Annotated in this window: 14 protein-coding genes; 9 read left to right on the plus strand and 5 right to left on the minus strand. The window is 72.9% G+C overall.

Annotated elements, in window-relative coordinates; genetic code table 11:
• The first annotated feature begins 204 nt into the window (after positions 1-204).
• Together OG948_RS03465 and OG948_RS03470 are read left to right on the plus strand one after the other, a co-directional pair.
• A complete protein-coding gene (locus OG948_RS03465; protein WP_406293730.1) occupies positions 205-1,944 on the plus strand; it encodes a fatty acyl-AMP ligase in 1,740 nt (579 codons plus the stop codon).
• 72 nt (positions 1,945-2,016) lie between these two features.
• Complete coding sequence (locus OG948_RS03470) at positions 2,017-2,313, plus strand: acyl carrier protein (protein ID WP_406293731.1); 297 nt, start codon at positions 2,017-2,019, stop codon at positions 2,311-2,313.
• On the opposite strand, the gene OG948_RS03475 is transcribed toward OG948_RS03470, so the two are convergent.
• The 5 genes from OG948_RS03475 to OG948_RS03495 all read right to left on the minus strand — a co-directional run bounded on the left by OG948_RS03475 (position 2,291) and on the right by OG948_RS03495 (position 6,752).
• Positions 2,291-2,440 carry a hypothetical protein gene (locus tag OG948_RS03475; RefSeq protein WP_406293732.1) on the minus strand — a complete coding sequence of 50 codons (150 nt, stop codon included), beginning with the start codon at positions 2,438-2,440 and terminating at the stop codon, positions 2,291-2,293. The two genes, OG948_RS03470 and OG948_RS03475, sit on opposite strands and share 23 nt — an antisense overlap.
• Positions 2,441-2,453: 13 nt before the next feature.
• Complete coding sequence (locus tag OG948_RS03480; protein WP_406293733.1) at positions 2,454-4,571, minus strand: radical SAM protein; 2,118 nt, start codon at positions 4,569-4,571, stop codon at positions 2,454-2,456.
• Positions 4,572-4,623: 52 nt separating this feature from the next.
• Positions 4,624-5,730, minus strand: a complete 1,107-nt coding sequence (locus tag OG948_RS03485) for a hypothetical protein (protein WP_406293735.1) — start codon at positions 5,728-5,730, stop codon at positions 4,624-4,626.
• A 230-nt stretch (positions 5,731-5,960) separates the two neighbouring features.
• Positions 5,961-6,320, minus strand: coding sequence for a hypothetical protein (locus OG948_RS03490; RefSeq protein WP_395868007.1), 360 nt, complete (start codon positions 6,318-6,320; stop codon positions 5,961-5,963).
• A 42-nt stretch (positions 6,321-6,362) separates the two neighbouring features.
• Complete coding sequence (locus OG948_RS03495) at positions 6,363-6,752, minus strand: hypothetical protein (protein WP_406293737.1); 390 nt, start codon at positions 6,750-6,752, stop codon at positions 6,363-6,365.
• 468 nt (positions 6,753-7,220) lie between these two features.
• On the opposite strand from OG948_RS03495, the gene OG948_RS03500 reads away from it, so the two are divergent.
• The 7 genes from OG948_RS03500 to OG948_RS03530 all read left to right on the plus strand — a co-directional run bounded on the left by OG948_RS03500 (position 7,221) and on the right by OG948_RS03530 (position 19,811).
• Positions 7,221-9,524: a TOMM precursor leader peptide-binding protein gene (locus OG948_RS03500; protein ID WP_406293738.1), complete on the plus strand. Its 2,304-nt coding sequence runs from the start codon at positions 7,221-7,223 to the stop codon at positions 9,522-9,524.
• Between the two features lie 131 nt (positions 9,525-9,655).
• Complete coding sequence (locus tag OG948_RS03505; RefSeq protein WP_406293739.1) at positions 9,656-11,245, plus strand: SagB family peptide dehydrogenase; 1,590 nt, start codon at positions 9,656-9,658, stop codon at positions 11,243-11,245.
• Complete coding sequence (locus OG948_RS03510) at positions 11,229-12,044, plus strand: HlyD family efflux transporter periplasmic adaptor subunit (RefSeq protein WP_395868014.1); 816 nt, start codon at positions 11,229-11,231, stop codon at positions 12,042-12,044. Before OG948_RS03505 ends, OG948_RS03510 begins: the two co-directional genes overlap by 17 nt.
• Positions 12,041-14,311 (plus strand): NHLP family bacteriocin export ABC transporter peptidase/permease/ATPase subunit, encoded by a 2,271-nt coding sequence (locus tag OG948_RS03515; RefSeq protein ID WP_406293740.1) that lies wholly within the window; start codon positions 12,041-12,043, stop codon positions 14,309-14,311. Before OG948_RS03510 ends, OG948_RS03515 begins: the two co-directional genes overlap by 4 nt.
• Positions 14,312-14,461: 150 nt before the next feature.
• On the plus strand, positions 14,462-17,488 hold the full coding sequence (locus OG948_RS03520) for an NHLP bacteriocin export ABC transporter permease/ATPase subunit (protein ID WP_406293741.1): 3,027 nt from the start codon (positions 14,462-14,464) through the stop codon (positions 17,486-17,488).
• Between the two features lie 68 nt (positions 17,489-17,556).
• Positions 17,557-18,942 (plus strand): cytochrome P450, encoded by a 1,386-nt coding sequence (locus tag OG948_RS03525; RefSeq protein WP_406293743.1) that lies wholly within the window; start codon positions 17,557-17,559, stop codon positions 18,940-18,942.
• The gene (locus OG948_RS03530; RefSeq protein WP_406293745.1) at positions 18,939-19,811 is read left to right on the plus strand and encodes a class I SAM-dependent methyltransferase; all 873 of its coding nucleotides are present in this window, start codon (positions 18,939-18,941) and stop codon (positions 19,809-19,811) included. Before OG948_RS03525 ends, OG948_RS03530 begins: the two co-directional genes overlap by 4 nt.
• The last annotated feature ends 26 nt before the right edge of the window (positions 19,812-19,837 follow it).

Consider the following 19,837-nt stretch of genomic DNA (forward strand, 5'->3'; position numbering starts at 1 on the left):
GTTGAACGCCCGGACCGGCCGGGCGCCGGGGCCGCGATGTACCCGCCGCCGCGGCCGGCCGGCCTGTCCGCCCCGTGACGGCGCCGGTAGTGTCCGGTGGCCATGGACCGGGTGCGGCGGCGCTCGCTCGTGCCCTCGTCCGTTCCCGCAGCACGCACCTTCCCATGCCCGAGCACTTCCGCCCGGCCGCCGAAGGACACTCGCATGATCGATGACCTGGACCACGCGCCGGATCTGGTGACGCTGCTGCGCCGGCACGCGGCCGAGCGGCCGCAGGCCGAGGCGGTCGCCTTCCTCGCCGATCCGGACGATCCGGTGGGCGGATTGCGGCGCCGCACCTACGCCGAGTTGGATCGCGAGGCACGCGGCCGGGCCGCCTGGCTGCAACAGCACCTCGCGCCGGGCTCACGGGTGCTCCTACTGCACCCCAACGGTCTCGAGTTCGTCGCGGCCTTCCTGGGCTGCCTCTACGCCGGGATGATCGCCATCCCGGCTCCCCTGCCCGGGCGCTACCGGCATCAGCGGCAACGGCTCGTCGGGATCGCGGCGGACGCCGGCATCGGCGCCGTGCTGACCACGTGCGCCGACGCGGCCGAGGTGCGCGAGTGGCTCGCCGGCTCCGGAACGGCCGACGTGCCGGTCGTCGCCGGCGACGAACCGGGCCTGGACGGCGACGCGGACGCCTGGACACCGGTGCCGCTGGACCGATCCACGACCGCTCTGCTGCAATACACCTCGGGCTCCACCGGCAGCCCCAAGGGCGTGGTCGTGCGGCACGGCAACATCCTGCACAACGCCCTCGCCGGGATGCGCGGCATGACCTGGCCCGAGGACATGCGGCTGGGCGGGTGGTTGCCGCTCTACCACGACATGGGACTCAACGCCCAGTTGTTGTGGGGTCTGCTGGCCGGCGGCAGCGCCGTGCAGATGCAGCCGAGCGCCTTCGTGCGACGCCCGTTGCGCTGGTTGCGACTGATCGACGCGTACGGCGTCAATGTCTCGTTCGCGCCCAACTTCGCCTTCGAGCTGTGCCTGCGCAAGATCGGCGAGGCGGACGTGGCCGGCCTGGACCTGTCCCGCTGGGACGTGGCGGTGTGCGGCTCGGAGCCGATCGACCCGCTCGTGCTGGCCGCGTTCGCGCAGCGGTTCGCCCCGGCCGGCTTCCGGCCGCAGTCCCTGCTGCCCGGCTACGGCCTGGCCGAGGCCACGTTGTACGTGTCCGGGCGGCGCGGACGGACCCCGCTGACCACACGCGTGGACCTGGGCGCGCTCGCCCGGGGCACGTTCGTGCCCGCGACGCGGGGTGGGGCCACGCGCGAGGTGATCAGTTGCGGCCCGCCCACCGAGGCATGCGAGATCCGCGTGGTGGATCCGGACTCGCGCGAGGTGCTGCCCGAGGGTCGCTTGGGCGAGATCTGGGTGCGCGGTCCGGGCGTCGCGGGCGGCTACTGGGGACACGGCGACGGCGGCGGTGTGTTCGGCGCGCGCACCGCGCTCGGCGAGGACGGCGACCATCTGCGCACCGGCGACCTGGGAGTGCTCCACGACGGCGAGTTGTACGTACAGGGTCGCCTCAAGGACATGCTGATCGTGCACGGACGCAACGTGTATCCGCAGGACGTGGAGCAGGAGTTGCGCGTGCATCACCCGGAACTGGGCCGGGTGGGAGTGGTGTTCGACACCGGCACCAACGGTTCCTCCGCCGGGTCCGCCGAGGTCGTGGTCACCCACGAGGTGACCGGGGTGCCCCAGGAGCGCCTGCCCGCGCTCGCGGCCGCGATGCGGCACACCGTGGGACGCGAGTTCGGCGTGCGGGTGGGCACCGTGGCGCTGCTCAGCCCGGGCACCGTGTTGCGCACCACCAGCGGCAAGGTCCAGCGCTCGGCGATGCGCGAGTTGTTCCACGAGGGCAGGTTGGCCTCGCTCTACCGGGATCCGCAGTAGCCGTCCGCGCCGGCCCGCCGGATCGGATCGGCCGATCCCGCGCCGCGCGCCGCCGTGACCAAGGAGCCGCACATGCCCGCTTCTCCCGCGCACGTCCTGCGGGCCGAATTGCAGAGCTGGCTCTGCGGCTTTCTGGCCGAGGAGTTGAAGCTCTCGCGCGATGCGATCGATCCCGGCACGCCGATGACCGACTACGGGCTGGACTCGGTGGCGGCGTTGTCCGTGCTCGCCGAGGCCGAGGAGCGCGTGGGTTTCGAGATCGAACCGGACGCGCTCTGGGAGTTCCCGACGGTCGCCGCGTTCACCGAGTCGTTGGTGGGCCGGATGGTGGCGGCGGACGCGACGATCAGCGGCGACGCGCCACCGTGAACAACACACCCAGCAACATGCCACCGACCACGCAGACCACCACGCCCGCCCTGGTGTCGAGCATGAAGGCCAGGACGATCGCGGTGGCGTAGAGCATCGGGGCGGCCACCCGCACGGTGCGATTCATGACTGCCTCGATCTCAATGGAGCGTAGGGGCCGGTAGCGGCCGGCCGGCGGATCGGGCGGTGGTCGCGCAGTCGTGGATCGGCCGGCCGCTGCCGTGCCACACGGACAGGGCGTACGCGCTGAACGGGTAGTGGATCCGGGCCTGCGGCACCGCGACCCGGCCCCGGACCGGACCGGTGTCGGCATCGGCATCGGCGTCCGCGCCGAGGCCCGCGTCCGTGTCGGCGGCGATCTCGTCGTCGGCCGGGGGGACGTCGCCGTGCTCGCGCAGGATCGCCCACAGCGCACCGGGCACCGCGAACTCGTGCGTCTCGGCCACCTTGTGGATGCCGGCCCGGAACACCGCGGCGGCGGCCAGGTCCAGCTCCGTCACCCGGTCCAGGTCCGCGCGCTCGGGCAATCGCGCCGCCGCGACCGGGTCCGCGCCCAGACGCTCGTAGAGGAAGTCCAACGCCGCGTACGCGTGTTGCCGGGCACGGTCGGGGTTGCGCACCATGCGATGCAGGATCGCCTGGTAGTGCACCTCCTCGTGGATCAACTCGTCGCCGAGTTCGGCGTACAGCGCCTCGCGCGGGAAGCGCTCGGGTTCGCGCCACGAGCGGGTGTAGTCGCCGAACCAGTACGCGGCGATCGGATCGGGGCCGCCCGCGCGCAGGTGTTCGCCCAGCGCCGCGACCAGGTCGACCGTGCGCGTGCCGGTGGTGTGCGCCAGCACGCGCAGGGTGCAGCGCAGCAGGCACTTGTGGAACAGCGTGAGCGGGATGCGCAGTTCCATGCCGCGCAGCCAGTCCACGAAGTCCATCCGGGCGTGGCCGGTGACCACGTCGGCGATCAGGTCCGTGTTGCCCGGGTCGCACGGCATGCGTCGGGTGGTCAGCGCGTGCTCGTCGCGAAAGCGCGCGTGGGTGTAGTCGGTGTTGTTGAGCAGCAGCAGCGGGTAGACCACCGGCGATCCGCCCGCAGCGACCGCCTCCTCGACGCCGTCCAGGTGGGTGGCCAGCGACTCGCCGGGCAGGCCCCAGATCAGATCGGTGTAGGTCGGGATGCCCCGGTCGCGGAACTGCCGTTGCATGCGCCGGTAGTTGTCCACCCGGATGTTGGTGCGGTTGGCCAGTTGCAGCACCTCGGCGTCGAAGGACTGCGCGGACAGCGTGATCGCGCCGGTCAGGCCGGCCCGGTGCAGGATCGAGGCGATCTCCACGACGCGCCCGTTGGTGTTCTTGGCCCAGTTGGTCATCACCAGCAGCCGTTTACGGTGCCGCGCGCACAGCTCCACCAGGTGCCGGGCGATCTCGGTGTCGCGCGGCAGGATGCCGAAGTTGGCGTCGGCGATGAACAGTTGGGTGCCGTTGCCGGCGTGGGTGACGATCCGGTCGAGTTCGGCCCGGATGCGCTCCAGCGAATATTGGCGGACCTTGGAGTTGGTGGCGCCGCCCCAGTAGCAGAACGCGCACGAGTACGGACAACCCCGGTTGGTCTCGTAGACGATCATCCGGGACGCGGCCAGGTCCTGGTCCGACCACACGCCCGGGTCCAGCAGCGGGGAGGGGAGCGCGTCCAGGTCGCTCACCCGAGGCGCGTCGGCGGTGTCGATCGGGCGCCCGTTCGGCCCGGGTCGGCTGATCCCGGGGATCGCGGCCAACGCGGCGCCGAGCGTCGGGTCGGCGAGCGGGGCGTCGGGGTGCGCGAGGAACGCCCGCAGCAGATCCCGGAAGCGCAACTCGCCTTCGCCGTGCACGAGTACGTCCACCCACGGCGCCTGGGCGAACAGCTCGCGCTGTTGGTGGGTGACGTCGTTGCCGCCGACCACGATCCGACAGCGCGGCCAGCGCTCCTTGACCCGCCGGGCCAGCTCCAGGGTGCGGGCCCGGTTCCAGAAGTAGACGGTGAAGGCCACCGCGAGCGGGTCGTCGAGGCCGTCCAGCACGGTACGGGCCGCGCGCGCGTAGGCGCCGCCGCCCTGGAGGTGCACGTGCTTGTGGAAGGTCGTCGCGGCGGCCAGCCCGGGGTCGGCCTGGGCCGCCGCCTGGAGCTGCCCGAGCACGGCGCTGTAGCGGACGCCGGGCATCACGGTCAGCTCGACCAGGTGGACCTGGCGACGACGGGCCGGTGCGGCGGGCGACGGCGACATCCGGGGAGCCTCCTGCTGGGGTCGGTGACGAAGCGGACGGACCGGCGGGTGCTCAGGTGACGGAGAGGGCGTAGTCGCCGTAGGCGATCAGTTGCACGCCGGTGCCCGGGGCAGCGGCCGGCGGGATGTGGCTGAGCGAGACCACCAGGCGGTCGACCACGTACTGCGGTGCGCGGGCTCCCTCGGGACTGCCCGCGAGCGCGGCCTCGCGGCTGCCCGCGTCCAGCGGTACGCCGTCCTTGCCGCCGGAGGCGGTCATCGTGTCCCGGACCTGGACGGCGGTGAAGGCGAGCACGCCGCCGTCGCGGGTGCGCAGCAGGAACGTCGGGTAGCGCGGCGCGTCGGTGGGGATCACCCGCTCCAGCAGGGCGCCCTTGGCGCGCAGCGCCTGCACTCCGGCGGTCCAGCCGCCGGTGAGCTGCCCGGTGAGCGTCTTGGTCGGCGACAGCGGCACCTTGGGGTCGCGCTTGCCCTGGGCGTAGTCCTGGTACGCGCGCCCCAGCGCGGCCGGGTCGGCGAGCAGACCGGCGGTATCGGCGACCGCCGGGGCGCCGCCGGTGGCGTCCTGTTCCAGTTCGGGGATCTCGGAACGGTCGGTGACGAACGGGTAGTAGGCGACCTTCCACGGCGCGTCCTCGCGCTCCTGCACGAACAGCAGGTACTTGGGCGAGGGGGAGACCGTGTCGGACTGGAGCAGTTGGGTGATCGCGACGAAGAACTTCGGATAGCCGGTCAGTCGGGGGAAGACGAACCTGGGCTGCACGTATCCGGTGGTGGGCACCACGACCGCCTGGGTCTTGGCCACCTGGAGTCCGGCCTTGCTGCCGGTCGAGGCGGGCGGCAGTTCGATCGCGTCCACCGCGGCCGGGTCCAGGCTCGCGTTGATCCGGGTGTTGGCCGCGGCGTACTCGTGCAGCAGCCGGGTGGCCTGTTCCACGCCCACCGGGGGCGCGGCACCCTGGGGTTTGGCCGGTTTGGGGTCGGCGGGGGTGTCCCCGCAGCCGGCCAGCACGGCGCCGGCGACCAGCACGGCCGCAACCAGCGTGGCCAGCCGGCGGCGAACGCCCGAGGCCGCCCGGCGGGCGTCGCCGGGCGTGGAGGTGACGCGCACCGGGAGGGGGCGCGGTGCGCGCACATCCGGCGCGGCTGGTCCGGGCATCTCTCTCCGCCTCGGGTCGGTGGAACGGGGCGGTTCCGACGCCGCGGGAGGACGACTCCCGGGGCGCCGGAACCGGCTGTACGGACAGCGGTGGATCAGGCGGTCCCCCACGTGCCGATCGGGCGCGGGTGCGGGCGATCGGGCGCGGGTGCGGGCGATCGCGTGCGGGTGCGGCCGATCGGCACTCGATCGGGCGCCGATCGGTGCTCACCCGGCCGATCGGGCGTCGATCAGGTGCTGGTGCAGCACGGCGAGCAGGAACAGCTGTACGCGTCGCCGCCGGCGACCGAGTCCAGGTCGGCCTCGGACAACTCGCGCGTCTCCAGCAACGGCGAGTCCAGCACCCACAGTTCGTATCGACCGGTCTTGGCGCCCTCCGCCCAGGCGTGCACCTGGGCCTCCAGGTCGGGCTCGCCGCCGGCCTCACGGATGATGCTGACCGTGGCACCGGCGGGTAGCTCGAAGCCCATTTCCGCGAGGGCGGCTCGCGGGTCCGATTCCAAGCGGGCCGCGTAGTCGTCGTCCGACCACGCCGAGGTCAGCACCTTGGCGTAGAAGCCGACGAACGCGGCTCTTTCCCTGGGCTCCATGCGAGCCTTCCTCTCCGCGACGTCGGTCGGGTGCGCTGCGGATCAGGTGCAGCAGCAGCACGGAGAACAGCAGCAGCAGTACGTGGTGTCGTCGGGGTTCTGCGGCGAGTCCAGGCCGCCGCCGGCGACGGACTCGAGGTCGGCCTCGGAGAGCTCGCGCAGCTCGATCTGCGGCGAGTTGGGCACCCGCAGCTCGTACGAGTTGCTCTCGGCACCGCTCTCCCACAGCTCGACCTGGCTGTCCAGGTCCGGCTCGCCGCCGAGGTTGCGCACGATGCGCACCGTGGCGCCGGCGGGCAGTTCGAGGCCGTGCTCGGCCAGCGCGGAGCGCGGGTCGTTCTCGAGCCGGGCCGCGTACTCGTCGTCCGACCAGGCCGCGGTCAACACCTTCGTGTAGGACCTGACGAACGCGGCCCTGTCCCTGGGGTCCATGCGAATCTCCTTCATGGGGTCCGACTTCGGGTCGTGCAGCGAATTCCACGCCGATTCGAATCGGTCCGAAATTACGACGCCCCACCTGCTCGGCGCCTGTTCACGCCGGTTTCGGATCGACGTCGGCTGCGATACCGGAAGCATGCGGAGGCGGCCGACGGCCCGTCAATGCCCGAATTCATAATTACCCGAGCCCATGATTACGGCGCCCCTCCCCCGCATCCCGGCGCCCGCCTCCCGCAGGTCAAAGTGCCGGTCCGGGAGGCTAATCGAGACACCCCCCAACGTTAGGCGGCACCCCCCGATAGGGATCCGAGGGGCACCCCCATACCCGAGTGCGCGACCACCGGAGAAACAGCGGGGAATCGCCGAAACGACCTTGTCCGGGCGTATCGGCGGCGGCTAAGAATTACCGGCAGCAGCCGTCGACGCCGCTCGTGGAATTTCGACTACGCCGGGAGAGAATTCGTGGACCTGCCTCGTCTCAAGGCACATCTCGTCGCTCGCGCCTTCGGTCCCGACCGGGTCTTCCTCGTCTGCGAGGACGGCCACTACCTCGTGCAGGGCAAGGCGGTCACCGCCGTGTTGCCGTATCTCGACGGCACGCACACCATCGCGGAGATCACCGAGAAGCTGGCCGAACGCTTCACCATGGGTGAAGTCGTCTTCGCCGTCTCCAAGTTCCAGCGCTTCGGACACCTGGTGGACGGCGCGGTGGGCGAGGACCGGGCCACCGCCGCGGCCTGGGAGGGCCTGGGACTGGATGCCGCGACGGCGCTGCGCCGACTCGGCGAGGCCCGGATCGAGGTGGCCGCGCTGGGCGCGGTGGACGCCGCCGCCGTGGTCGCCGCGCTGCGCGAGATCGGCGCGACGGTGACCCCGGTGACCCCGGCCGAGGTCGGCGCCGGGACGAGTGAGGGACGGCGCGGACCGGACCTGACGGTGGTGCTCACCGACGACTACCTCGACCCCCGACTGGACGCGATGGACGCCCGGTTGCGCGCCGAGGGGCTGCCGTGGCTGCTCGCCAAGCCCACCGGGGCCGAGGTGTGGACCGGCCCCTACCTGGTACCCGGGAAGACCGGCTGCTGGCACTGCCTGGCCCACCGGCTGGCCGGCAACCAGCAGGTGGAAACCTTCCTGCGACGGCGCGACGACGGCACCGTCGCGGACGAGCCGATCCGCACGTCGCTGGCCGCCACCGCGTGGTCGGTGGGCCTGTCCGCGCACCTGGTCGCCGCGGCCGCCGCCGAACTGCTGGCCGCCGGCCGCTCCGACCACGAGGGCGTCCTGGTCTCCCTGCACGTCGCCGGCCGGCGCCTGGAACAACACCGCCTGATCCGCCAACCCCAGTGTCCGGCCTGCGGCGACCCCGCGCTCCTGCTCGACCGCGACCCCAGAATCGAACTCGTTGACCAGCCGGTGGTGTTCGACGACGAGGGCGGCCACCGCACGATGCGCCCGGACGACACGTTCAAGCGCCTGGAGAAGCACATCAGCCGGCTGCTGGGCGCGATCAGCTCGCTGCGCCTGCTCAACGACGTCGACAACGGCGTGACCTTCAGCTACTCGGCGAGCCACAACTTCGCGGTCCCCGGGCACAACATCGCGATGTTGCGACGCAACCTGCGCGGGCAGAGCGGCGGCAAGGGCCGCAGTGACGTCCAGGCGCGGGTCAGCGGGGTCTGCGAGGCGATCGAGCGCTACTCGGGCGTATGGCGCGAGGACCGCACCACCGAGCCGGGCTCGTTCGCCGAACTGGGCCCGGATCTGGCCGTGCACCCCTACGACCTGTTGCTGTACTCCGACAGCCAGTACGAGACGCGCGAGAGCTGGAACCGCGAGTCGGCCGGGCGGCTGCACCTGGTGCCCGAGCGCTTCGACGAGGACCGGCGCCTGCAGTGGTCCCGCGCGTGGTCGCTGACCGGGGACCGGCCCCGCCTGGTGCCGGCCGGCTACTCCTGGTTCGGCCACCCCGACCTGCACGAGCACTTCTTCTGCTTCAGCGACGGCAACGGCAACGCCTCCGGGAACACCCTCGAAGAGGCGATCATGCAGGGCCTGTTCGAGAGCTGCGAGCGGGACGCGGTCGGCCTGTGGTGGTACAACCGGGCGCTGCGCCCCGGCTTCGACCTGGACTCGCTGCGCGAGCCGTACGTGGACACCCTGCGCGAGTTCTACGCCGGGATGCAGCGCACCCTGGAGGTCGTCGACATCACCACCGACCTGGGTGTGCCCACGTTCGCCGCGGTCTCGCGGCGCACCGACCACCCGGTGGAGGACATCCTGCTGGGCTTCGGCGCGCACCTGGACGTACGGATCGCGGTGCTGCGCGCGCTCACCGAGGTCAACCAGTTCCTCCCGGCGGTGATCAACCGCAACCCGGACGGCACCACCAAATACTGGGAGGACGATCCGCACACCCTGGCCTGGCTGCACACCGCCACCGCCGAGCGCGAGCCGTGGGCGCTGCCCGCGCCGCACCTGCCGGCCACCACCCTGGCCGGCTACGGCACCCTGCACAGCGGCGACATCGCGCGCGACATCCGCGACACGGTGGACCGGCTGCGCGCGGTCGACCTGGAGGTGATCGTGCTCGACCAGTCGCTGCCCGACCTGGAGTTGCACGTGGCCAAGGTGATGGTGCCGGGGCTGCGGCACTTCTGGCGGCGCCTGGGTCCGGGCCGGATGTACGACACGCCGGTGCGGCTCGGCTGGCTCGACGCGCCCACACCCGAGGCCGAGCTCAACCCGTACAGCGTCTTCTTCTGAGCACCCGGGCGGCCCGGGGCGCGGCCTCGTCCCGCGCCCCGGGCCGGCCGGCTCCGGCCTCGCGCCCCGGACCGGCCGCACCGCCCGCCCCGGCGCGGCCCTCGTACGGCCCGACCTGCCCCGGAGGTTCCATGACCAGCCTCGGCACCCCGCCCGCGGCGGCGGTCGCCACACCCACCGAGTCCGCGCCGGTGGAGCTCATCGCCCTGCATCCCGGCGCCCGGGTGAGCACCGCCGCGGACGGCGCGACGCTGCTCTTCCTCGGCCCGCGCGGGCTGGCACTGGGCGTGCTCACGCCGGGCGTCACGGCGGCCGTCGCGCTGCTCGCCGCCCACCCGTGCGTCGAGGACGACCTGCATCAGGTGGTCATCGCGCGCGAGGGCGAGGCGGCGCTGCTCAAGCTGCCCACGCTGCTGCGCCGGCTGCGCACCGGCGGCTGGCTGAGCATCCGCCTGGAGGCGGCCGGCCGGCCCCTGCTGACGCTGCGTCCGCTCGCGCCGCCGGCGCCGCGGGCCGCGCGCGGCACCGCGGCCGTGGACCGCACCCGGCTGCGGTTGTCCCGCTTCGCGGTGCTGCGCCGCGACGGCGAACACACCGTCCTGGAGTCGCCGTTGGCCCCGGTCGCCGCCGACCTGCTCGACCCGGCGCTGGCCGCGCTGCTCGCCGGCCTGCCGCACCGGCCCGCCGAATCGCCACCGGGCGTCGGCCGCGCGCTGGACCTGCTGGCCCGACACGGCCTGCTGGTGGATCCCGAGACCGAGGACGCCGATCCGGACCGGGCCCAGTGGTCGCCGCACGAGTTGTGGTTCCACGGCCGCACCCGCGCCGGACGCCACGACCTGCCGTACGGCGGCACCTACTGGCGAGCCGCCTCGGCGCCGCCGCTGCCCGCGGTACGCCCGGCGTTCCCCGGCGACGCGATCGACCTGCCGCGCCCGGACCCGGACGCGGTGCGCCGCGCGGACCCCACCCTCACCGAGGCGCTGGAGGGCCGCCGCTCGATCCGCGCGCACGACGACGCGGCGCCGCTGACCCTGGACCGACTCGGCGAGTTCCTGTACCGCACGGCCCGCAACCGGGCGATCTTCCACGAGGAGCGCCAGGAGATCGGCGACCGCCCCTACCCCTCGGGCGGGCGCTGCCACGAGTTGGAGCTGTACCCACTGATCAACAACGTCGAGGGCATCAAGCCCGGGCTCTACCACTACGACCCGCAGGAGCATCGCCTCGAACGCGTCGCCGAGCCCGGCCCGGCGGTGCACCGGCTGTCCGAGGTGGCCCGCGCCACGTCCCTGATGACCGCGCCGCCGCAGGTGGTGCTGGTGGTGAGCGCGCGCTTCGGCCGGGTGATGTGGAAGTACCAGACGATGGGCTACGCGCTCGTGCTCAAGCACGTGGGCGTGCTCTACCAGACCATGTACCTGGTGGCGACCGCGATGGGCCTGGCCGCGTGCGGGCTCGGCGGCGGCGACTCCGACATGTTCGCGCTGGCCACCGGCAACCGGTGGGAACACGAGGGCAGCGTCGGCGAGTTCCTGCTCGGCACGATCGGCCCCGAGCCGCACCGGGTCGAACCCGATCACGTCGAACCCGATCACATCGACCCTGATCACATCGACCCTGATCACATCGAGCCGGATCGCGTCGAGCCGAGCCGGGTCGAGCCGGACCACCCCGAGCGCGCGGGCCCGACGGGAGGCCGCGATGCACTTTCGTCGTGAGGCCCTGGAGGCGCTGAAGGCACCCGAGGAACTGGACGCGCCGATCCGCTTGGCCCGCCCGCGCGCGTGGGCCCTGCTGCTGGCCCTGGCCCTGCTGGTCGGCTGCGCCGCCGGGTGGTCGGCGACCGGCACCCTCCCGCGCAAGGTGAAGGTGCCCGGCATCCTGACCCACCCATTGGGCGTCTCGCGGGTGCAGAGCCCGCAGACCGGCCTGGTGTCCAACCTGTTCGTGGACTCGGCGACGCTGGTGCCCAAGGGCACCCCGGTGTTGTCCGTGGTCGACCAGCAGGGCGCCACCCAGATCGTCCGCGCGCCGTTCGCCGGCCGGGTGATCGGCGTCCTGGTCTCCAGCGGCCAGTACATCTCGGTGGGCACCACGTTCATGACCGTCGAGCGCACCGACGCCAACGACGACCGACTGCTCGCCACGCTGTTCGTCTCACCGCGCAGTGCCGGCATGTTGCGCCCGGGCACCCAGGTGGACGTGTCCGTACAGTCCGCGCCCTCCCAGGCGTTCGGGCTGCTGCGCGGCCGGATCACCGCGATCGACCAGTTCCCCTACACCGCCCAACAGGTGACCGACTTCCTCGGCGGCGACCAACAGGCCGCGGCCCGATTGTTGTCCGCCGGCGGCGCGGTCCGGGTCACCGTCGACCTGGAGACCGATCCGCGCACGCTCAGCGGCTATCGGTGGACCAACAAGTCCGGTCCGCCGTTCCGGATCGACTCGCAGACCCCCATCACCGGCTTCGCCCGCCTGCCGGGCGAGCGCCCGCTCGATTGGCTGCTTCCTGGATGACCACCACCTCGCCCCCGCCGGCCGGGGCACCGGCCGGACCGCCCGCCCCGGCCGAGCCGGAAAGACGCCGCCGCGAGTCCGGCGAACGCCGGACGTCGGTCCGCACCCCCACGGTCATCCAGTTGGAGGCCGTCGAATGCGGCGCCGCCGCGCTGGCCATGGTGCTCGCCCACTTCGGGCGCCACGTGCCGCTGGAGGAACTGCGCCACGCGTGCGGCGTCTCCCGGGACGGCGCCAAGGCGGCGAACCTGCTGCGCGCCGCGCGCGCGTACGGCCTGACCGCGCGCGGCATGCAGATGGAGACCGCCGCGCTGCTGCGCGACCGGCCACCGGCCATCCTGTTCTGGAAGTTCAACCACTTCGTGGTCTACGAGGGTCCGGCCCGCCGGCTCGGCCGCCCGGTGATGCGCCTCAACGACCCGGCGCAGGGCCGCCGGGTGGTCACCCTCGAGGAGTTCGACGCCGCGTTCACCGGCATCGTGCTCACCTTCGAGCCCGGCCCGGACTTCCGCCGCGGCGGGCACTCGCCCCGACTGCTCGCCGACCTGCGGGCGCGCTATCGCAGCAGCGGCGGCGCGCTGCTGCTCGCGTTGCTGGCCAGCCTGCTGCTGATCCTGCCCGGGCTGGCCACGCCCGCCTTCACCCGGGTGTACATCGACCGGGTCCTCACCGGCGGCGACCACTCGTTCCTGCCCGCGCTGCTCGCCTCGATGGGGCTGGCGGCGGTGGTCACGGTCGGGCTGACCATGCTGCAACAGACCCACCTGCTGCGCGTCGAGTCCGCGTCCTCGATCCGCAGCTCGGTTCGCGTGGTGCGCCATCTGCTGCGCCTGCCCGTGGTGTTCTTCACCCAGCGCAGCCCCGCCGAGATCGGCAAACGGGTGTCCTCGAACGCCACGATCGCGCAGATCCTGTCCCGCGACGTGGCCACCACCGCGGTCAGCACGCTCCTGGTGATGGTCTACGCGGGCCTGTTGTGGACCTACGACGCGCAGCTCACCGTGGTCGGGGTGGGCGTGGCGATGCTCAACATCGTGGTGCTCAAGCTGGTCTCGCGGATGCGCACGGACACCGTGGCCCGGCTGCGCGCGGACCGCTCCGGTCTGGTCGCCGCCTCGTACAACGGCCTGCAACTGATCGAGACGCTCAAGGCCTCCGGCGCCGAGGGTGACTACTTCAAGCGCTGGGCCGGGTTCCAGGCCCGGGTGGTGTCCGGACAGCAGACGCTGGGCGCGCCCACCTCGATCCTGGCCGTGGTCCCGCCGCTGCTGGCCGCGGTGGACAGCGGCCTGTTGTTGTGGATCGGCGGACTGCGGGCGATCGACGGGCACATGTCGATCGGCCTGCTGGTCGCCTTCCAGACACTGGTCAACTCGTTCAGCCGGCCGGTGGCCCAACTCGCCAACCTCGGGCCGCGCCTGCAGGACGTGACCGCCGACCTGCACCGGCTCAAGGACATCGAGAAGTTCCCGCCCGCACCGGAGTTCCTGGAGGACGAAAAGGCCCGCCGAGCCCGGTTCGGGAACGGGCACGACACCACCCCGGTGCTCGCCGGCCGGGTCGAGCTCTCCCATGTCACCTTCGGCTACAGCCCGTTGGGCAAACCGCTCCTGGACGACTTCTCGCTGCGGGTGGGCCCGGGCGAGCGGGTCGCGCTGGTCGGCGGTTCGGGCAGCGGCAAATCGACGGTGAGCCGGTTGATCGCGGGCCTGTACGAGCCGTGGAGCGGCGAGTTGCTCTTCGACGGCCGGCCCCGACGGGACTATCCGCGCGATGTGATGGGCACCGCGGTCGCGTTCGTGGACCAGGACATCTTCCTCTTCGAGGGCACCGTGCGCGACAACGTCACCCTGTGGGACGACTCGATCCCGGACGAGGCGGTGGTGGCCGCGCTGCGCGACGCGGCCGTGTACGACGTGGTCGCGGCCCGCCCGGGCACCATCCACAGCCCGATGGCCGAGGGCGGCAAGAACTTCTCCGGCGGCCAGCGGCAGCGCCTGGAGATCGCCCGCGCGCTGGTCCGCAATCCCAGTGTGCTGGTCCTGGACGAGGCCACCAGCGCGCTGGACGCGCAGACCGAGGCGACCATCGACGACAACCTGCGTCGGCGGGGCTGTGCGTGCGTGATCATCGCGCACCGCCTGTCCACGGTGCGCGACAGCGACGAGATCGTCGTGCTCGAACAGGGCCGGGTCGCGCAACGCGGCAGCCACCACGCGCTGGCCGCCGTCGCCGGGCCGTACGCCGAACTCATCCGCGACCAATAGGCGCCGGCCCAGGCGCGGTTCCGCCCGCACCTCGGCCGGCCCATCGCCTTCGACGCCGTGCCCGTCCCCGCCGCCCGGGACGTCCCCGGCACCGGAGGTCGCCTGCACGCCTTGCCCGCCGCCCGCGAACCGCCCGATGGAGGAAGCAGGATGACCGAGCCCCCGCAGGGCTTCGAGCCCGCCGAGCCGCCCGACGACACGCCGTTGGACCTGCGCGCGCTGGGCGACCGGCTGGGGCCGGAGGTCGCCGGTGCCTTCCCGCTGGTCGGCGCGCACGAGGTGCGGTTCGTCACCGCCGGCATGGTGGACGTGTTCGCCACCACCGAGGAGGAGGGCGGCCGCTGGCAGTTCCTGTGCCGGGTGGGCGCCGGGACGGCCTTGTGCGGGGTGCCGGCGGGCGGCACCGCGATGCTGGGCAAACCGCTGCCCGGCGGGGCCGTGCGCACCGCCGCGCTCACCGACGTGCTCGGCGCCGCCGCCGGGGACGACGGGTTCGCGGGCTGTTTCGCGGCCGGCCTGGACCGCGGCCTGGGCGCGCTGGCCGACGCGGTCCGGATGGGCCTGCCACCGCGTACCTTCACCGCCCTGGAGGCCGGCGACGGCGCGGAGATGCCCGCCGGCGGCTCGGCCCGCTCGGTCGAGGGCACCTTGTGGGTACGGGTGCTCTCCGGCGCGGTGGCCATCGGCGGGCCGAACGAGGACGCCGGCGAGCCCGACGAGCGCGGACCGGGCGGCGCGGACCGGCCCGCCGTCGAGGCCACGAGCGATGCCGAGGCGGTGCCCACCGTCGGGTTCGGCGGCCGGCTCGCGATCGGCGCCGCCGACTGGCTGTACTCCGCCGCCGGCGCGTTCGTGCACGCGGTCCGCACCCGCGACGTGCTCTCGGAGGCGGTGTTCGCCGCCGACCTGGCCCGCCATCAGCACACCCTGATGCAGCGCGTGGACGAGCGGCTGCGCGGCCGACGCGGCAACGCGGGTCGGGAACTGGACGCCCGGCGGCTGGTCGACGCGGACGCGCTGCGCCGCTCCTCGCGCGCGTTGGGCGCGGTGCTCGACCCCTATCGGCCGGCCCACCGGCCCGGCCTGGACGCGGCCGATCAGGACGACTACCTGGCGGTGGCCCGGGTGGTCGGGCAGGCGGGCGGTGTCCGGGTCACCCGCTCGGGCACCTCGGAGGCCTCCGACGCCCGGCTGCACCCGCTGGAGCGGATCGCCGTCTCCTCCGGCTTCCGGGTGCGCGACGTGCAGTTGGTGGACCGCTGGTGGCGCACCGACTCGGGCCCGCTGGTCGGCCATGTGCGCGCGGTGGACAACGATCCGGACACCCGCCGCCCGGTCGCGCTGGTGTGGCGGCGGCGGCGCTATCACCTGCTCGACTCCTCCGGCGCCGACTGGAGGCCGGTGACCCGGGCGCTGGCGGACAGGCTGGAGCGCCGCGCGACGATGTTCTACCCGCCGCTGCCCGAGCAGCCCGGCGGCCGGGGCGCGCTGCTGCGCTTCGGCGTCCGGGGCAGCGCACGCGATCTGCTGGTGCTGCTCGCCTGCGGGTTGGCGGCGGCCCTGCTCGGTCTGCTGGTGCCGGTGCTGACCGGCAAGGTGCTCGGCGTGTTCGTGCCGCAGAGTGATCGGGTCCTGGTCTCCCAGATGTGCGTCGTCCTGATCGCGTCCGCACTGCTGGCCGCGGCCTTCTCCGCGGTGCAGAACCTGTCCCTGCTGCGGATCGAGGGCCGGTTCGAGGCGTCCGCGCAGGCGGCCGTGTGGGACCGGCTGCTCCGGCTGCCCACCGGGTTCTTCGCCTCCGTCTCCTCCGGCTCGCTCAGCAGCGCCGCGATGGGCATCAGCGGATTGCGCGAGATCCTCAGCGGGGTCACCGCGTTGTTCGTCCCCGCGTTCCTGGTCTTCACGGTCGATCTGGGCCTGCTGTTCTTCTACAGCGTGCCGCTCGCGCTGGTGGCCTGCCTGCTCGCACTGCTGGGCGGCGCGGTCTGCGCGGTCGCCGGACTGCGCCAGATGCGCTGGCAACGCGAACTGGTGGCCGAGGACCACCTGTTGTCCGGCCGCATGTTCCAACTGCTCTCCGGTCTCCCCAAGTTGCGCGTCGCCGCAGCCGAGGACCGGGCGTTCGCGTTCTGGGCGATGGCCTTCGCCCGCGGCCGCATGCTGACCGTACGCACCCGCCGCCTGCAGAACCTGGTCACGGTGTTCAACTCGGCCTACCTGCTCGCCTGCACACTGGTGCTGTTCGCGATGGTCTCGGGTCCGGCCTCCGGGCAACTGGACGTCGGCGACTTCCTGTCCTTCAACGTCGCGTTCACCCTGATGCTCGGCTCGATGTTGCAGATGACCGCGAGCGTGACCATGGTGGCCGCGGCGGTTCCGCTGTACGAGGGCGTGCAGCCGGTGCTCCGGGCGCTGCCCGAGGTCCTGGAGTCCAAGCAGCCGCCCGGCGATCTGTACGGCGGTATCGAGGTCAGCCGGTTGTCGTTCAGCTACCACCGGGACAGCCCGCCGGTGCTGGAGGACGTGAATCTGCGCGCCCGTCCCGGCGAGTTCGTCGCCATCGTCGGTCCGACCGGCTGCGGCAAGTCGACCCTGCTGCGGTTGTTGATCGGCTTCGAGGAGCCGACCACCGGTTCGGTGCTCTACGACGGGCAGGACCTGGCGTCGCTGGATGTGGCGGCCGTGCGCCGCCAGTTCGGCGTGGTGTTGCAGAACGGCCAACTGTTCGCGGGCAGCGTGCTGCACAACATCTGCGGACTGCGCGACTACACCCTCGACGAGGCCTGGGAGGCCGCCGAGATGGCCGGTCTGGACGACGACCTGGGTCGCATGCCGATGGGCATGCACACCGTCCTCAACGACGGCGCGGTGACCCTGTCCGCCGGCCAGCGGCAGCGCCTGATGATCGCCCGGGCACTGATCGGCCGACCGCGCATCCTGTTCTTCGACGAGGCGACCAGCGCGCTGGACAACCGCACGCAGGAGGTGGTCACCCAGAGCACCCGCCGGCTCAACGCCACCCGGATCATCATCGCGCACCGGCTGTCCACGGTGATGCAGGCCGACCGCATCGTCGTGCTCGACGCCGGGCGGGTGGTGCAGCAGGGACCGCCGGACCAGTTGCTGGCCGACGAGGACGGGCTGTTCCACCGGCTGGTGCAACGTCAGATGGCCTGATTCGAGTGGTTCGTCGCCGAGTTCGCGTCCGTCGCCGGTATCCGCAGTCCAGCTCCGGGAGGTCCCTCGTGTCCGAATCCCCCGTCCGCCGGCGTCCACCCGGGCCCGCCGACGAACTCGACCTGGTCGGCATCCGGGACGACCCGCTGGCCTTCCTCACCGAACTCGCCGCCGAGTACGGCGACCTGTGCAGCCATCGCACCCGGGGCGAGGTGGTGTGGTTCGTCAATCGCCCCGATCTGGTCCGGCACATCCTCAAGGACAACTACACCGCGTGGACGAAGGCGGGCACGCCCGACGACTTCATGCTCACTCCGCTGCTCGGCACCGGCCTGCTGACCAGCGACGGGCCCACCTGGGAGCGGCAACGGCGTTTGTGCGCGCCGGCGTTCCGGACCCGGCAGGTGGAGGCGTTCGACACGCTGATGACCGACGCCGCCACGGATCTCGCCGACGCGTGGAGCGAGGCCGCGCGGGCCGGGCGCCCGGTGCGGGTGGACCACGACTTCACCGCGCTGACCCTGCGGATCGTCGCGGACGCCCTGCTGGGCGCGGATCTGACGGCGGCCGGGCCCGGATTCGGGCGTGCCGTCGACGACATCAACCGCTTCATCGGCCACTTCGACGGCGAGCCGAACGCGTCGGTCGTGGACGACGCCGCGTTCCGCCGGCTGCGCGGGTCGTATCTTGCCGCGCAGACCTTCCTGGAACGGGTGGTCGGGATGCTGGTGGCCGCCCGCCGTTACACCGGACCGCCCTCGGATCGGCCCGCCGACCTGCTGGACGCGATGCTCGCCGCGCGCGACGCGCACGGGGACGCGTTCAGTGATCGCGAGTTGCACGATCAGGTGCTGACCATGGTGATGGCCGGGCACGAGACCACGGCCAAGGCGCTGAGTTGGACGGTGCATCTGTTGGACCGCCGGCCGGAGTACGCGGCGGCGGTCCGGGCGGAGTTGGCCGAGGTGCTCGGTGGCCGGGCACCCCGGGCCGAGGACCTGCCGCGCCTGGATCTGACCCGGCGGTGCCTGGAGGAGGCGATTCGGCTGTATCCGCCGGTGTGGCTGATCTCCCGGCGGGCGAACAAGGAGGATGTCCTCGACGGACTCACGGTGCCCGCGGGCACGCTGGTGTGCATCAGTCCGTGGACCCTGCACCGGCACCCGCGCGTGTGGGACGCACCCGAGGAGTTCCGGCCCGAGCGCTTCACCGCGACCGCGCGGCAGGGGCGACCCGCGCACGCGTACGTGCCCTTCGGCGGCGGGCCCCGGGTGTGCATCGGCCAGTCGTTCGCGACCACGGAGGCGATCCTGGTACTGGCCACCATCCTGCAACGGCTGGAACTGCGCGGCGTGGTCGGCCATCCGGTGGTGCCGGAGGCGCTGGTGACGCTGCGCCCGCGGGACGGGCTGCTGATGACGCCGCACCTGCTCGCGGACGGCGGCTCGCGGTGAGCGGCGCGATCCACCCCGGCGGCAGCTATCGGCCGCAGGCCGAGTGGGGCGGGGTGCCGGCCGAGGTACGCCGGCTGGAGACCCAGGCGGAGCTGAGCTGGGCGCATGAATGGCGGGTGCTCGCCGAGTGGGCGCCGACCTCGGGCGGGGCGGTGCTGGACGCGGGCTGCGGCACGGGAGCGGTCACCCGGCGGCTGCGGGCGCGACTGGCCGACCTCGGCACGCGGGTGGTGGGGTTGGACGCGGACGAGCGACTGTTGGCGGTGGCCCGGGCGCAGGGGCCGGACGACGGGATTCGCTACGTGGCGGGCGACCTGGCCCGACCCCCGTTGCCGGCGGCGGGGTTCGACCTGGTGCTGGCTCGGTACGTCTTCCAGCATCTGGCCGATCCGGTCGGCGCCGCGCGGTCCCTCGCGGGTCTGTTGCGGCCGGGCGGACGGCTGGCCGTCGTCGACGTGGACGCCGGGCTGTGGGGCTGCGCCGACCCGGACATGTCGGCCTTCTCAGCCGAGGCCTACCGGGCGCTGGGTTCGGCCCAGGCGGCGGACGGCGGGGACCGGTTGGTGGCCCGCAGGCTGCCGCGGATCCTGCGGGCGGCGGGCCTGGAGGAGGTCACCGTACGGCCGTTCGCCTACACCAGCGACGAGGTCGGCGGCGTGGGCGCGCTCGCGCCGCAGTTGTCCCCGGAACGGTTGCTCCCGCTGGTCGAGCGAGGTGCCCTGGGGTTGGGCGTGTACGCCAGGGCGATGGCCGCGTGGGAACGGTTCGTCGCACTGGACGGGTTCACCATGCTGCTGGGCTTCGCGGTGAGTGGGCGGGTGCGCCGAGCCGGGCCCACCGCGTCTCGCCCGCGCCGAAGCGCGCCGTAGGCACGGATCGGCCCGGGTCGGCTCGG

The sequence above is a fragment of the Embleya sp. NBC_00888 genome, from assembly GCF_045207655.1.
Lineage (GTDB): Bacteria > Actinomycetota > Actinomycetes > Streptomycetales > Streptomycetaceae > Embleya.